Origin of the sequence: Stenotrophomonas sp. S49 (genome assembly GCF_016624905.1) — a bacterium.
Classification (GTDB): domain Bacteria; phylum Pseudomonadota; class Gammaproteobacteria; order Xanthomonadales; family Xanthomonadaceae; genus Stenotrophomonas.
In genome coordinates this window covers 1-12,775 of record NZ_JACVUD010000032.1, presented here as the reverse complement: position 1 = coordinate 12,775, position 12,775 = coordinate 1, and the positions used below count along the sequence as shown (strand labels likewise).

Sequence of the window (12,775 nt, the reverse complement as noted above, 5' to 3'; positions counted from 1 at the left end):
CTTTTTTCCGCGGTCCTGGGGTCAGAGCCCTTCGCGCTGCGAAGGGATCCGACCCCGCGCTGCGCGCATCGCCCGCACGTTCTCGGCCACGAACAGCACCAGTCCGGCCCAGATCACCGCAAACCCAATCGCCTTGCCGGTATCGAATGCTTCATGGAAGAAGAACACGCCCAGCAGCAGCTGCAGGCTGGGCGCGATGTACTGCAGGATGCCGACCAGCGACAGCGGAATGCGCTTCACCCCGTAGGCGAAGCCGATCAACGGCACGGCTGTCACCACCCCGCCGAACACCAGCAGCAGATCGTTGCGCCAGCCCCAGCCGTGGAAGAACGCGCCGCCGTGGCCGTTCTCGGCCCAGATCGCAAAGCCCAGCGCCGGCAGGAACAGGTACAGGCTCTCCACGCCCAGGCCGGCCACCGGATCGACCGACACCAGCTTGCGCAGCAGCCCGTACAGCCCGAACGAGCAGGCCAGGCCCAGCGCGATCCATGGCGGCGTGCCCGCATCGATGGTCAGCCAGGCCACGCCCACCGCAGCCATGCCCACTGCCACCCACTGCAGGCGGCGCAGCCGTTCCTTCAGCACCAGCACGCCCAGCAGCACGTTCACCAGCGGATTGATGAAGTAGCCCAGGCTGGTTTCGATCACATGGCCGGCGTTCACCGCCCAGATGTAGAGGCCCCAGTTGAAGGCAATGGTCAGGCTGGATACGGCCAGGATCGGCAACGCGCGCGGCTGCGCGGCGATCTTCTGCCACCAGCCCAGGCGTGCGCTCAGCAGCAGCCAGGCCACCACCAGCACGGTGGACCAGATGATGCGGTGGGCGATGATCTGGAACGAAGGCACCTCGTTGAGCAGGTGCCAGTACACCGGCACCAGCCCCCACAGCACGAAGGTGGAGGCGGTGACCAGCAGGCCGCGGCGTTGTTCTTTTTCGTCGATGCTCACTGCGTCATGCTCACTTCGTCAGTTCACTTGTTTCGGGTCCGGGCCATGGTCAGCACCACCACGCCCAGCAGGATGACCGCCATGGCCAGGAAATCGCGCCAGCCGAAGCGCTCCCCGTTCAATGCCGCGCCCAGCAGCACCGCGATCACCGGGTTCACGTAGGCATAGCTGCCGGCCAGCGCCGGGCGCACGTTGTGCAGCAGCCAGACATACGCAGTGAAGGCCACGATGGAGCCGAACACGCACAGGTAAGCCATTGCCAGCAGGCCACCGGTATCGGGCAGGGTGGTCGGGCGTTCGCCCACGGCCAGGCCGATCAGCACCAGCAGCACGCCACCGCACAGCATCTGCCCGGCAGCGGTCATGAACGGGCCAGGCAGATCCAGCCCGCGCGCCCAGACCGAACCGAACGCCCAGCCGATCGGCGCGATCAGCAGCAGCACCAGCCCGGTGGGCGAAGCGGTCAGGCTGCTGCCCGCGTTCAGCCACACCACGCCGACGAAGCCCACCGCGATGCCCAGCCACTCGCCACGGCTGGCGTGCTGGCCGCGCAGCGCGGAAAACAGCGCCATCCACAGCGGCACCGAGGCCACCGCCGTGGCGGCCAGGCCCGACGACACCTCGCGTTCGGCCAACACCACCATGCCGTTCCCCAGCACCAGCATGGTCACGCCCATGATGACCAGGTTGCGCCACTGCCGCAGGGTCGGCCGGGGCAGCTTCCAGAACACCCGCAGGGCCAGGTACATCAGCCCGCCGGCAATGATGAATCGGCTGCCAGAGACCATCGTGAGCGGCAGCGCGCCGCCGTGCAGGGCCTTGGCGATGCCCAGGTAGGTGGACCCCCAGACCACGTAGACCAGCAGCAGTGCCAACGCGACAAGGCCGCCCCGGGGGGCAGCCGCAGAAGAAGCAGGGGGAGCCGACATGACGCACCAGAAAGCCGGGGGAAGCAGGATTCTAGTGGGTTCGGCCGCATCGCGTACGACGATCTAGCTATGGTCCCTCCCCCTCGCCGCTGTCATCCTGTGCGGTCCCATGCCCTGCCCCGCCTGTTCCGGCACCTGGCGTTGACATGGGATGCAGTACCCAGGAGGCTGACCGCCAGCGCCCCGCGCGCGGCTGGCACCGATCTTTCCCGCACGGAAGCGCCGCATCGAGGATCCCCAACCGGATGAGCACCACGTCCCATTCCGCTGTCCCCAGCACCGACGGCGCCGCGCTGCGCCGGTCGATCTCCAATACCCTCAAAGGCTCCGCCGGCAATCTGGTGGAGTGGTATGACGTCTACGTGTACTCGGTGTTCGCCGTGTACTTCGAATCGCAGTTCTTCTCGCCCGAAGACAAGAACTCCACCATGTACGTGTGGGCGATCTTCGCCGCCACGTTCCTGATGCGCCCCATCGGTGCCTGGTTCTTCGGCCGCTTCGCCGACCGCCATGGCCGCCGTCTGGCGCTCACTGTGTCGGTCACGCTTATGGCCGTCTGCTCGTTCCTGATCGCCATTACCCCCACCGCGGCCAGCATCGGCATCTGGGCGGCGATCATCCTGCTGTTCGCGCGCCTGCTGCAGGGCTTTGCCACCGGTGGTGAGTACGGCGCCAGCGCCACCTACATGTCCGAGGCTGCCATTCCCGGCCGCCGCGGCTTCCTGTCCTCGTTCCACTACGTCACCTTGGTCGGTGGCCATGTGCTGGCCCAGCTCACCCTGTTCCTGATGCTGAACTTCTGGGGCAAGCCGGAAATCTCCGAGTTCGGCTGGCGCATCGCCTTCGGCATCGGCGGTATCGCTGCCGTGGTGGTGTTCTGGCTGCGCCGTGGCATGGACGAGACGATGGAAGAATCGTCGATCGAGGCCGCGCGCGAAGGCAAGGCGAAGAAGTCCGGTTCCATGTACGAACTGTTCGTGCACCAGTGGCGCCCGCTGCTGCTGTGCTTCCTGATCACCGCCGGCGGCACCATTGCCTTCTACACCTACTCGGTGAACGGCCCGAAGATGATCCAGAGCGCGTTCGCCGCCGACGACCCGATGACCGCCACCCTGGTCAACCTGGGCGTGCTGACGTTCCTGATGGTGCTGCAGCCGGTGGGCGGCTGGCTGTCGGACATCATCGGCCGCAAGAGCCTGCTGGTGTTCTTCGGCGTGGGCGGCGTGCTGTACAGCTGGTACCTGATCACCCAGCTGCCGCACCAGCATGATGCCACCCTCGCCTTCCTGACCCTGGCGCTGGGCTTCGTCATCCTCACCGGCTACACCTCCATCAACGCCGTGGTGAAGGCCGAACTGTTCCCCGCCCACATTCGTGCACTGGGCGTGGGCCTGGGCTACGCGCTGGCCAATTCGCTGTTTGGTGGCACCGCGCCGCTGCTGTACCAGGGCGCGCTGAAGACCGGCCACGTCGACTGGTTCGCCATCTACGTGACCGCCACGATCGCGGTATCGTTGGTGGTCTATGTGTTCTTCCTCACCAACAAGGGCCCGAACTGGCTCGACGGCACCCGCAAGTAACGGTGCGGTTCTGATGGCAGCCACCGGTGCAATGCCGGTGGCTGCGGTTTACCCGGCCACCCCGCTGATGTGGGTGGCCTTGGGCACAGCCCTGGCCACGATGCTGGCCTGGCTGCTGCGACGCCCACCCGCGCAGGCCCAATGGCCACGTATCGGTTTCGGCATCGCCCTGCTGCTGTTCTGCCTTGCCCTGCTGGCGGCAGTGGCCACGGTGCTGGGCGGCGATACCACGCCCATGAACCTGCAACTGCATCGCGGTGAGAATCCCGGCCGTGCGCTTGCCTCGGGGCCGCGGGCAGGGCTGTATGTAGTTGCCCTGCTCGCCAGTGCCTGGGGCGCATGGCGGCTGCTACGCGGCCGCCGGTAACGGAGGCGCGATTGATGGCGGCTGGGTAGAGTCGACTCTACCGCAGGCGTCATGGCGCCGATGCCGTATCACCGACGTCGTGCCGCCGATGCCATATTGCAGGCGTCACGGCGCCGATGCCGTACCGCAGGCATCACGGCGCCGTTGCCGTACCGCAGGCGTCATGGCGGCATGTCATCCCCACGCCACCACGGCCGATCCCGCCTCCCACCATCAGCGGCGGGCGGCTTCACTCTTCTCGCGGGCGCCGCGGAATTCGGACGCTTCTTCCCAGGTCGGCCAGCGGCGGCTGTTGGCCAGTTCGGCGCCCAGGTCGTACACCAGAAGGGTATCGGCGGCATGGCCGGCCGGGTCCCAGCTGGGGGTCCAGGCATCGCAGGCCTGGTGGTAGCAGTCGGCGAAGTACTTCTCGCGCAGCGCGCGGCCGGCTTCCACGCCGCCTTCCAGCTTGTCCAGGCCCGGGCCGATGGTGATGGCCGGCACGCCCAGGCGGGCGAAGGCGAAGTGGTCAGCGCGGTAGAAGAAGCCGGCTTCCAGGTTCGGATCGGGGCTGTAGCTGCGGCCGCGGGCCTTGGCGACGCGTTCCAGATCCCCTTCCAGCGACACGCGGCCCTTGCCCCACGAGGCAATATCGCGGGTGGCGCCATCGGGGCTGAACATTTCGATGTTCAGCACGGCGGCGGTCTTTTCCAGCGGTGCCAGCGGGTGCGCCGCGTAGTAGCTGGCGCCCAGCAGGCCCTTTTCTTCAGCGGTCAGGGCCACGAAGAACAGCGTGCGCTGCGGCTGCGGGCCGGCGGCAAACACCCGGCCCAGTTCCAGCACTGTGGCCACGCCGGTGGCGTTGTCGATTGCACCACGCCGAATGCGGTCGCCCTTGGCGTCGGGCTGGCCGATGCCGAAGGCATCCCAGTGCGCCGAGAAGATCACGGCTTCATCGCCGTGCTCGCCACCGGGCAGCTTGGCCACCACGTTGCGGGTCACCACCTGCTCGCGCTTCAGTGCGAATTCCGCGCTGAGACGGGCGTTGTCCAGCAGCACCGGGCGGAAGTCGGCCTGCATGGCCTTGCGCTTCTCGGCGTCGAAATCCAGGCCGGCGTCGGCGAAGATCGCCTCGGCCAGCGAGCGCTGCATCCAGCCACGCAGCGGCGTGTGCTGGGCCATCGCTTCGGCGTTGCTGCGCTCGATGTCGAACAGCGGCGAGGTGCCCGAACTCTTCACCGTGGCCCAGCCGTAGGCGGCCGGTGCGGTCTCGTGCACGATCAGCACGCCCTCGGCGCCTCGGCGCGCGGCTTCTTCGAACTTGTAGGTCCAGCGGCCGTAGTAGGTCACCGCCTTGCCGTCGAACGCACCCGGCGCTTCGGCTTCGAAGTCGGCATCGTTGATCAGCACCACGGCAATCTTGCCGTGCAGATCCACATCCTTGTAATCGTTCCAGTGGCGTTCCGGCGCATCGATGCCATAGCCGACGAACACCAGCGGTGCGTTCTTGATCTGCACGCGCTTGCGCGGCTGCAGGCTCTGCAGGGTCACGTCTTCGCCGTTCACCAGCGCGCGGGTGCCGCCCTTCAGGGCCAGGCTGGCCTTGGCCGCGCCATCCAGCTGCGCGCGCACCAGCGGCACCGGCTGCACCCAGCTGCCATCGGCGCCACCGGGCTGCAGGCCATAGCTGCGGAACTGTTCGATCAGGTACTGCACGGTGCGCTCTTCGCCTGCCGTGGCCGGGGCGCGGCCCTCGAACTCGTCCGAGGCCAGCACGCGCACGTGGCGCGACAGCGCCTGCGGATCGATGCCGCCACCGGGCAGATCATTGGCCGCATGGGCCAGGCCCCCGACGAACAGGCAGGACGACAGCAGCAACACGCGCATCGGATTCACGGCAATACCACGGCAGGAAGGGATGCCCTGAAGTGTAGCGTGACAGTGCGATGACGGCGTGCGTTGCGTTCAGCGACGCACGCGGTCCAGCCAGCAGGCCAGGCCCTGCGCGTTCAATTCGATATCCATGGCCAGCACCTCGGCCACCGCGGCCTGGTCCAGCGCGCAGCCATGCGCCTGCGCGCGTTCCAGGTACAGCGCCTGCAATGCCGCCAGCAGGCAGCGGTGGCGATCGGGCCGCCCGTCGCATTGGCGGCCGATGGTGGCCATGGCATCGATCTGTTCGATCAGATCGGCCGCCAGCGCCGGCACGTGCTGCACCCGCCCGTAGTGGGTCAGGTACATCGCCTGCGGGTCGTGCGCCAGCATGCGCTGGATCGACGCCTTCATGGCCTCGGGATCGAACTGCACCGGCGAGGACGTCGGGAAGATGAAGGCGCCTTTGGCGCTGTCCAGTTCGCGGTAGGAAATACCGAAGGTATCGCCAGTGAACCAGCTGCGGCTGCGCGCATCCCACACACAATAGTGGTGCAGCGCATGGCCGGGGGTGTGCAGCAACAACAGCTCGCGGCCGGCCAGATCGATGCGGTGGCCATCGTCGGCCACCACCACGCGGTGTTCGGCAATGGGCGCGATGCGGCCGTAGCTGCGCGCGATTTCCTCGGCGCCATACACCGCGGTGGCGCCGGCAATCAGCCGGGTGGGGTCGATCATGTGCGGCGCGCCGCGCGGGTGCAGCACGGCACGGGCATTGGGCAGCTGCTGCATCAGCAGGCCGGCGCCGCCAGCGTGGTCCAGATGCACGTGGGTCAGCAGCAGCCAGTCCACCGCCTCCGGGCCCAGCCCGGCATCGGCCAACGCCTGCAGCATCGCCGGTACCGACAGACCGGTACCGCAGTCGACGAAGGCGGCGCGACCGTTTTCCACGATCAGGTAGGCAGCATCGAACTGCGCCCGCTGGAAACCGGTATCGATGGTGTGGATGCTGGGGTCGGCGGTCATCGGCACGCACCTGGCGGGATCAGGAACAGATGCCCATGGTAGGCCGCCGCAGGGGCGCGGTTCGATGCGGCTTTGGTCGGAGGGGCACGGGGGCCGGGGGTAGAGTCGACTGTCAGTCGACTTCGCGCGAAGCGCGGATTTTTGGCAATGCCCTGCAGGAGCGCAGTCGACCAACGGTCGACTCTACCGTTCCAGGTACCTCGGCCGCAGCAGCAGCGCCAGCACCAGCACCGCCAGGAACGCGCCGTAGGCGTACAGCACCGCCAGCACCTGCGGCCAGATCGGGCCGGCACCGGCCTGCGCCAGGCCGATATGGTGGCCCCACAGCATGGCCACGATGCTCAGCAGGAAGGCCAGCACCAGGCTGGCGCTGTCGAACACGCGCCGCCGCAGGCTGCGCGGCTGGCGCGGAAACAGCCAGAACAGGCTGCCCAGCAGCAGGAACCATGGCAGGAACAGCAGCAGCGACAACCAGGCCATTGCAGACTCCCCCTATCTTTGCACGTGGTACGTAGCGTTGAGCTTGCTCGACGGCCCTTTTTGTAGAGTCGAGCTTGCTCGACTGGCGGATCAACAGCAGTCGAGCATGGCTCGACTCTACATCAGGGCGAAGTCGAGCAAGCTCGACGCTACAAGGCCCACGTTACTCGGCGCGCAGCGCCGCCAGTGCCGCCAGCACCGCCTCTACGTCGGCTTCCAGCTTGAACAGCTCGCTCTGCAGGGCATCGCCCTGCTCGGCCTGCTTCAGCACGGCAATCAGCTGGCCGGCATCACGCGGCGAATCGAAGCCTTCGCTCTGGATCAGCAGCGTGCCGTCGCCGGCGGTCAGCTTGAAGTAGAAGCGGCCGTCCTTCTCGCGGTACTGCTTGAACAGCGGCGGGGCCACGCGGGCCACGCCGGCGTCTTCGCTGGCGATATCGCCGGCGCTGGACAGATCGCGCAGGCCCACGGCGTGGCGCAGTTCGTCCAGCAGCGGCATGGCCAGCTGTTCGCGCAGCTGCTGGCCACGGCGCTTCAGCAGCGCTTCGATCTTTTCCGGCTCGGCCATCAGCGCGTTGTAGCGCTCGCGCAGCGGCGACAGTTCGCTGTCGATACGCTCGAACAGCTGCTGCTTGGCATCGCCCCAGCCGATGCCCTCGGCAAAGGCCTGGGCAAACGCAGCGGTCTGCTCGGCGGTGGCGAACGCCTGGTACATCTGGAACAGCGCCGAACCTTCGGTGTCCTTCGGTTCGCCCGGTGCGCGCGAATCGGTCAGGATCGAGAACACCAGCTTCTTCAGCTCGTCGCGCGGGGCGAACAGCGGAATGGTGTTGTGGTAGCTCTTGCTCATCTTGCGACCATCCAGGCCGGCCAGGGTGGCCACCTGCTCGTCGATCACCACCTCGGGCAGCGGGAAATACTCCTTGCCGTACACATGGTTGAAGCGCTGGGCGAAATCGCGCGCCATTTCGATGTGCTGGATCTGGTCGCGGCCCACCGGTACCTGGTTGGCCTTGAAGATCAGGATGTCGGCGGCCATCAGCACCGGGTACATGAACAGACCGGCGCTCACGCCGGCATCTTCATCCACGCCTTCCTCGCGGTTCTTGTCCACCGCGGCCTTGTAGGCATGGGCACGATTGAGGATGCCCTTGCTGGCGATGGCGGTCAGGAACCACATCAGTTCGGTGGTTTCGCGGATATCGCTCTGCCGGTAGAACCACACGTGTTCCGGGTCCAGGCCGCAGGCCAGCCAGCTGGCGGCGATTTCCAGGGTCGCGCGCTGGGTGCGCTGCGGGTCCTGGGCCTTGATCAGGCTGTGCAGGTCGGCCAGGAAAAAGAAGCTTTCGATATCCGGCGCGCGGCTGGCGGCGATCGCCGGGCGGATGGCGCCAACGTAGTTGCCCAGGTGGGGCGTGCCGGAGGGGGTGATACCGGTAAGGACTCGGGTCGTCATGACTGCGTGCGGAAACCTTCGATGAACGGGGCCAGTTTACCGCGTGCCGGGCCAACCCCGTTGTGGCTGGCCACGCGTTTGTTCACCCGAGCCCACCGGAGACCTGCCATGAAGCGCCTGCTGCCCCTGCTGCTGATCCTGCCCCTGGCCGGCTTCCGGCCCGCCCCGCCACTGCCGGCCCCCTACCCGCAACAGCCAGTGCGCATGGTGCTGGTGGACCGCGACCGCGATACCGAACTGCGCAGCTACGCCGCCGACGGCCAGCGCTGGGTGGCGGGGGAACGCGGCCACCGCTATGCGGTTCGCCTGTACAACGACAGCCCCCGGCGGGTGCTGGTGGTGCTGTCGGTGGACGGCATCAATGCCATTTCCGGCGAAGATGCCGATCCGTCGCAGACCGGCTACGTGCTCGATCCGGGCCAGAGCGCGGACATCACCGGCTGGCGCAAGAGCCAGGACGAGGTGGCCCAGTTCGTCTTCAGCAGCCCCGGCGGCAGCTACGCCAGCCGCACCGGTCGGCCGGACAACATCGGGGTGGTAGGCATGGCGGTGTTCGAAGAGGCCTACCGCTGGCGCCCCACCCCGCGGCCGCCGTTGCGCCATGTGCCGCTGCCGGCCCCCGCCGCACCCGCCGCTGCAGCCGAATCGGCAGCGGCCGATGCCACCGCCAGCCGCATGGAACGCAGCACGTCCAGCAAGGCGCGCAGTCAAGCACCGGCACTGGGCACAGGCCATGGCGAGCGCGAGTACTCGCAGGTCCGCGACACCCAGTTCGAGCGTGCCAGCCGCACGCCCGCCCAGGTGGTGCAGCTGCGCTACGACAGTGCCCGCAACCTGCGCGCACGCGGCGTCCGCCTGGATGCACCGTCGCGCCTGCCACAGGAACCGCAGGCCTTCCCCAACCGCTACGTGCCCGATCCGCCGGCGCGCTGAGCGCACACAGCACGACGCCCGCACCATTTCAGCGCGGGCGTCGGGCTGTGGGGACGCTCAAGTCTCTGAGCGCGGGACTTACCTGAAGTCCGGGTAATCCTTGCGCACGCTGTCCGAGAACTCGCTGACTTCCTTCTCGGCACGGTCCTTCGCCCAGCCATAGCGTTCCTGCAGACGGCCGGCCAGATACTCGGCGTTGCCTTCTGCCACATCGAAATCATCGTTGGTCAGATCGCCCCACTTGGCCTGGGCCTTGCCCTTCAGCTGCGACCACTTGCCGGAAATGATGTCTTTGTTCATTGCTGGAATCCTTGGTTGCAACGGCGTTCTTACCGTGCCTCCAGCTTCGCGCACTGCCTGTTGAACAGCGGTCAACCCACCATGAAAAGCATGCTCACCTGCTTGAATGGTTCACTACCCAGCGCCGTGCATGGTGCCTGCACGCGCGCACGAAAAAGGCCGGGGCATGCCCGGCCTTTCCGTGTGTCGCACCACCGCGGGCTCAGTTGCCCTTGGCGGCATCCTCGACCTTTTCGCCAGCCTTCTGCACATCCTTGCCGGCACCGGCAACGGTATTGCAGCCGGACAGCATGGCCACCGAGAACATCGACAACAGCATCAGGGCAACTACACGCTTCATGAGCTTCTCCTTGGGTTGGCCGCTACACCGCGCACATCGCGGGTCGGATTCTGTCGGTTGGCGGCGCTACCCGAAGGCACCGCCGTCGCTTGACGTGCAATCTGGCGGCAACGGCGTGGAGCGAGTGTGAACGGCGCGGCGGGCCATTCAGACTGCGGCAGGCAGGCTCAGTCGCGCATCAGGGTGGATTTGCCGAACAGGCTCTCCACCAGGTCCACGGCCAGCTCGGCGGTGGTGTTGTGGTTGTCCAGCAGCGGGTTCAGTTCCACGATGTCCAGCGAGCCCATGCGGCCGCTGTCGGCAATCATTTCCATCACCAGCTGGGCCTCGCGGTAGTTCACCCCGCCCGGCACGGTGGTGCCCACGCCGGGGGCGATGCTGGGGTCCAGGAAATCCACGTCGAAGCTGACGTGCAGGTGGGTGTTTTCATCGACACCGGCCAGCGCCGCTTCCACCGTGCGCTTCATGCCGTTCTCATCGATGTAGCGCATGTCGTACACATCAACCCGGTGGGTCTTGATCAGACGCTTCTCGTCCGGGTCCACCGAACGGATGCCGATCTGGTGCACCTGGGTGGGGGCGATGGCCGGGGCGCTGCCGCCCAGCCGGGTCAGTTCGTCCGGGCCCAGGCCGCACAGGCAGGCCACCGGCATGCCATGGATGTTGCCCGATGGGGTGACATCGCTGGTGTTGAAATCCGAATGCGCATCCAGCCACAGCACGCGCAGGGTCTTGCCCTGTTCGCGGCACCAGCGGGCCACGGCGGTGATCGAACCGATGCCCAGGCAATGGTCGCCGCCCAGCATGATCGGCATGCGCCCGGCCTGCAGTTCGGCGTAGCTGGCCTCCATCAGCGCCCGGTTCCAGGCCACCACTTCATCCAGGTGGCGGTAACCGGCCACTGGCGCCGTCCACGGGTTGCGCGGGCCGTCCAGGTTGCCCAGGTCGCGCACGTCCACGCCACGCGCAGCCAGCGCCTCGGGCAGGCCGGCCACGCGCAGGGCTTCCGGCCCCAGCCGCGCCCCGCGATGGCCCGCGCCCACGTCGGTCGGCACACCAATCAGGGTGACGGAAATGGGATGGGCCATGGGAGCCTCCTGCGAACGAAAAAGAAGCACAGTCTAGCCAGAGGCGTGTGACACCACTCGCGGCGGTGCAGCAGCGGGGGTCAGCGACGGCGTAGGCGTATTTGAGCTAGGCACTGCCTGCTGCGCAGGGCGGCACAGTGATCTTCCCAGCAATTCCATTCCGCACCCACGTAATCACAGCTTCCAAGTGCTCTTGGGCGGAAGCAGTGGCTACGACCGGGCAGGAAAAAAACTACATCGCAGACGCGCTTCTTCCGCGCATTCCAGTAGGAAATTGTGCTTTCCGCGACGACGTTCACGGCACTGTCGGATTTGCCACTTTCAGACAAACGATCAATTAGTTGAATTTCGCCCCCCCTGACCTGCGTTGCGACGCGCCGCGCAATGCCCGTCGAGCATTCTCCCTCCATGGAATTCCAAATGAGAACCGCGTCAGTGGCGTCCGTTGGGATCCGGCCCTTGGACTCTGCAATCATTATCGACCCAATTGAGACGGAGGAAAGGATGCGAAAGCAGAGAATCGGGATTTCCATCGCCACGGCGATGGCCATCGGAATCGCGGGAGCCGCCTTGTATAGCTTTGAGTTCCACACTCCTCGTGATGCCGTCTCCCTGAATGTCACCAGCGCTGGCGTGCAGGCCGCAGAACAGTCGACGGGCGGGGAGATGCCTGCTTCAGCGGGGTCGACAGCACACCGCTTGGAAATCGACAAGAAAATTCCTTTGGGTTCCTTCCGGCCCTTGGGGCCGAGAGCGTACGAGATCATCAGACCGCGCGAGCTGCGCCCACATGGCGATGCGTTGCTTCATGTCCGACAGTTGATGCAAAGAATGGAGCGCGGCGATGCAAATGCGGCATATGAGATCCACCTAGCTATCTCAGAGTGCCGGACGTTCAACTCATCGCGCGCTGACGATCTTTCGGAATCCTCGGCCGCCGTAGGCGCTGGGAAATGGTTTCTGGAGAAAACGGAGAGAATCCTCAAAGAATGCGAATCGCTCATTCTTACTAAGGATATCTACGAAGGCGACTGGCTATCCCGATCCGCTGCGATGGGTTCACAAGAAGCAATGCACGCTTACGCGCTATCTCCAGAAGAAACACTTGGATCGCTGAACAAAGTAATTCAAGACCCCGAAAAATTGAGCAACTGGAAGCATAACGCTTCGACCTATCTGCACGAGCTCGCCGACCAGGGAAACATCTCCGCCATCGGAGATTTGGAACGAGCGTATGCGTCCGGTCAGTTTTCGAACGCTGCTGAGGGAGAAGTCCCAACTCGCCCCGCGAGGTGACAGTGTTTGGTCGATTGCGAACTCGCTTGCACCGGGAGATCGCCTTACTGTTTGCAACGGCATTGTCTGCGCCGACTACACCTGGCAGGGAAACGACCGGTTTGATTCTGAGGTGGAAATCTCCACCTCCCTTCCCCCGCCGTCACGCGGCGGTGGGGGTGGCGGCGGAGGGGGGGGGGGG

13 protein-coding genes are annotated in these 12,775 nt (G+C 66.1%); 4 read left to right on the top strand and 9 right to left on the bottom strand.

Features of this window, described 5'->3' with window-relative positions; genetic code table 11:
• Positions 1–21: 21 nt before the first annotated feature.
• The gene (gene rarD, locus IAE58_RS09180; RefSeq protein ID WP_164273734.1) at positions 22–948 is read right to left on the bottom strand and encodes an EamA family transporter RarD; all 927 of its coding nucleotides are present in this window, start codon (positions 946–948) and stop codon (positions 22–24) included.
• A gap of 23 nt (positions 949–971) precedes the next feature.
• Complete coding sequence (gene yedA / locus IAE58_RS09175; protein WP_199932756.1) at positions 972–1,877, bottom strand: drug/metabolite exporter YedA; 906 nt, start codon at positions 1,875–1,877, stop codon at positions 972–974.
• Positions 1,878–2,122: 245 nt separating this feature from the next.
• Here yedA and IAE58_RS09170 point away from each other — a divergent pair, with 245 nt between their 5' ends.
• Together IAE58_RS09170 and IAE58_RS09165 are read left to right on the top strand one after the other, a co-directional pair.
• Positions 2,123–3,457, top strand: a complete 1,335-nt coding sequence (locus IAE58_RS09170) for an MFS transporter (RefSeq protein ID WP_108751886.1) — start codon at positions 2,123–2,125, stop codon at positions 3,455–3,457.
• Between the two features lie 13 nt (positions 3,458–3,470).
• Complete coding sequence (locus IAE58_RS09165; protein ID WP_233614659.1) at positions 3,471–3,824, top strand: hypothetical protein; 354 nt, start codon at positions 3,471–3,473, stop codon at positions 3,822–3,824.
• A gap of 213 nt (positions 3,825–4,037) precedes the next feature.
• Here the strand turns inward: IAE58_RS09165 and IAE58_RS09160 are convergent, their stop codons facing one another.
• The 4 genes from IAE58_RS09160 to IAE58_RS09145 all read right to left on the bottom strand — a co-directional run bounded on the left by IAE58_RS09160 (position 4,038) and on the right by IAE58_RS09145 (position 8,637).
• A complete protein-coding gene (locus tag IAE58_RS09160; protein ID WP_199932764.1) occupies positions 4,038–5,690 on the bottom strand; it encodes a M28 family metallopeptidase in 1,653 nt (550 codons plus the stop codon).
• Between the two features lie 78 nt (positions 5,691–5,768).
• Complete coding sequence (locus IAE58_RS09155) at positions 5,769–6,701, bottom strand: MBL fold metallo-hydrolase (RefSeq protein ID WP_199932757.1); 933 nt, start codon at positions 6,699–6,701, stop codon at positions 5,769–5,771.
• Positions 6,702–6,884: 183 nt separating this feature from the next.
• Entirely contained in the window at positions 6,885–7,181 is a 297-nt protein-coding gene (locus tag IAE58_RS09150; RefSeq protein ID WP_199932758.1) for a hypothetical protein, read from the bottom strand.
• Between the two features lie 163 nt (positions 7,182–7,344).
• Positions 7,345–8,637: a tryptophan--tRNA ligase gene (locus IAE58_RS09145; protein WP_199932759.1), complete on the bottom strand. Its 1,293-nt coding sequence runs from the start codon at positions 8,635–8,637 to the stop codon at positions 7,345–7,347.
• A gap of 108 nt (positions 8,638–8,745) precedes the next feature.
• Between IAE58_RS09145 and IAE58_RS09140 the strand changes: the two genes are divergently transcribed.
• Entirely contained in the window at positions 8,746–9,570 is an 825-nt protein-coding gene (locus IAE58_RS09140) for a hypothetical protein (protein ID WP_199932760.1), read from the top strand.
• Positions 9,571–9,648: 78 nt separating this feature from the next.
• On the opposite strand, the gene IAE58_RS09135 is transcribed toward IAE58_RS09140, so the two are convergent.
• The 3 genes from IAE58_RS09135 to rocF all read right to left on the bottom strand — a co-directional run bounded on the left by IAE58_RS09135 (position 9,649) and on the right by rocF (position 11,298).
• Entirely contained in the window at positions 9,649–9,870 is a 222-nt protein-coding gene (locus tag IAE58_RS09135) for a CsbD family protein (RefSeq protein WP_108748166.1), read from the bottom strand.
• A 202-nt stretch (positions 9,871–10,072) separates the two neighbouring features.
• Entirely contained in the window at positions 10,073–10,210 is a 138-nt protein-coding gene (locus IAE58_RS09130) for an entericidin A/B family lipoprotein (protein WP_108748165.1), read from the bottom strand.
• A 167-nt stretch (positions 10,211–10,377) separates the two neighbouring features.
• Complete coding sequence (gene rocF, locus IAE58_RS09125; RefSeq protein WP_108748164.1) at positions 10,378–11,298, bottom strand: arginase; 921 nt, start codon at positions 11,296–11,298, stop codon at positions 10,378–10,380.
• A gap of 459 nt (positions 11,299–11,757) precedes the next feature.
• Here rocF and IAE58_RS09120 point away from each other — a divergent pair, with 459 nt between their 5' ends.
• Entirely contained in the window at positions 11,758–12,594 is an 837-nt protein-coding gene (locus IAE58_RS09120) for a hypothetical protein (RefSeq protein ID WP_199932761.1), read from the top strand.
• Positions 12,595–12,775: the final 181 nt, after the last annotated feature.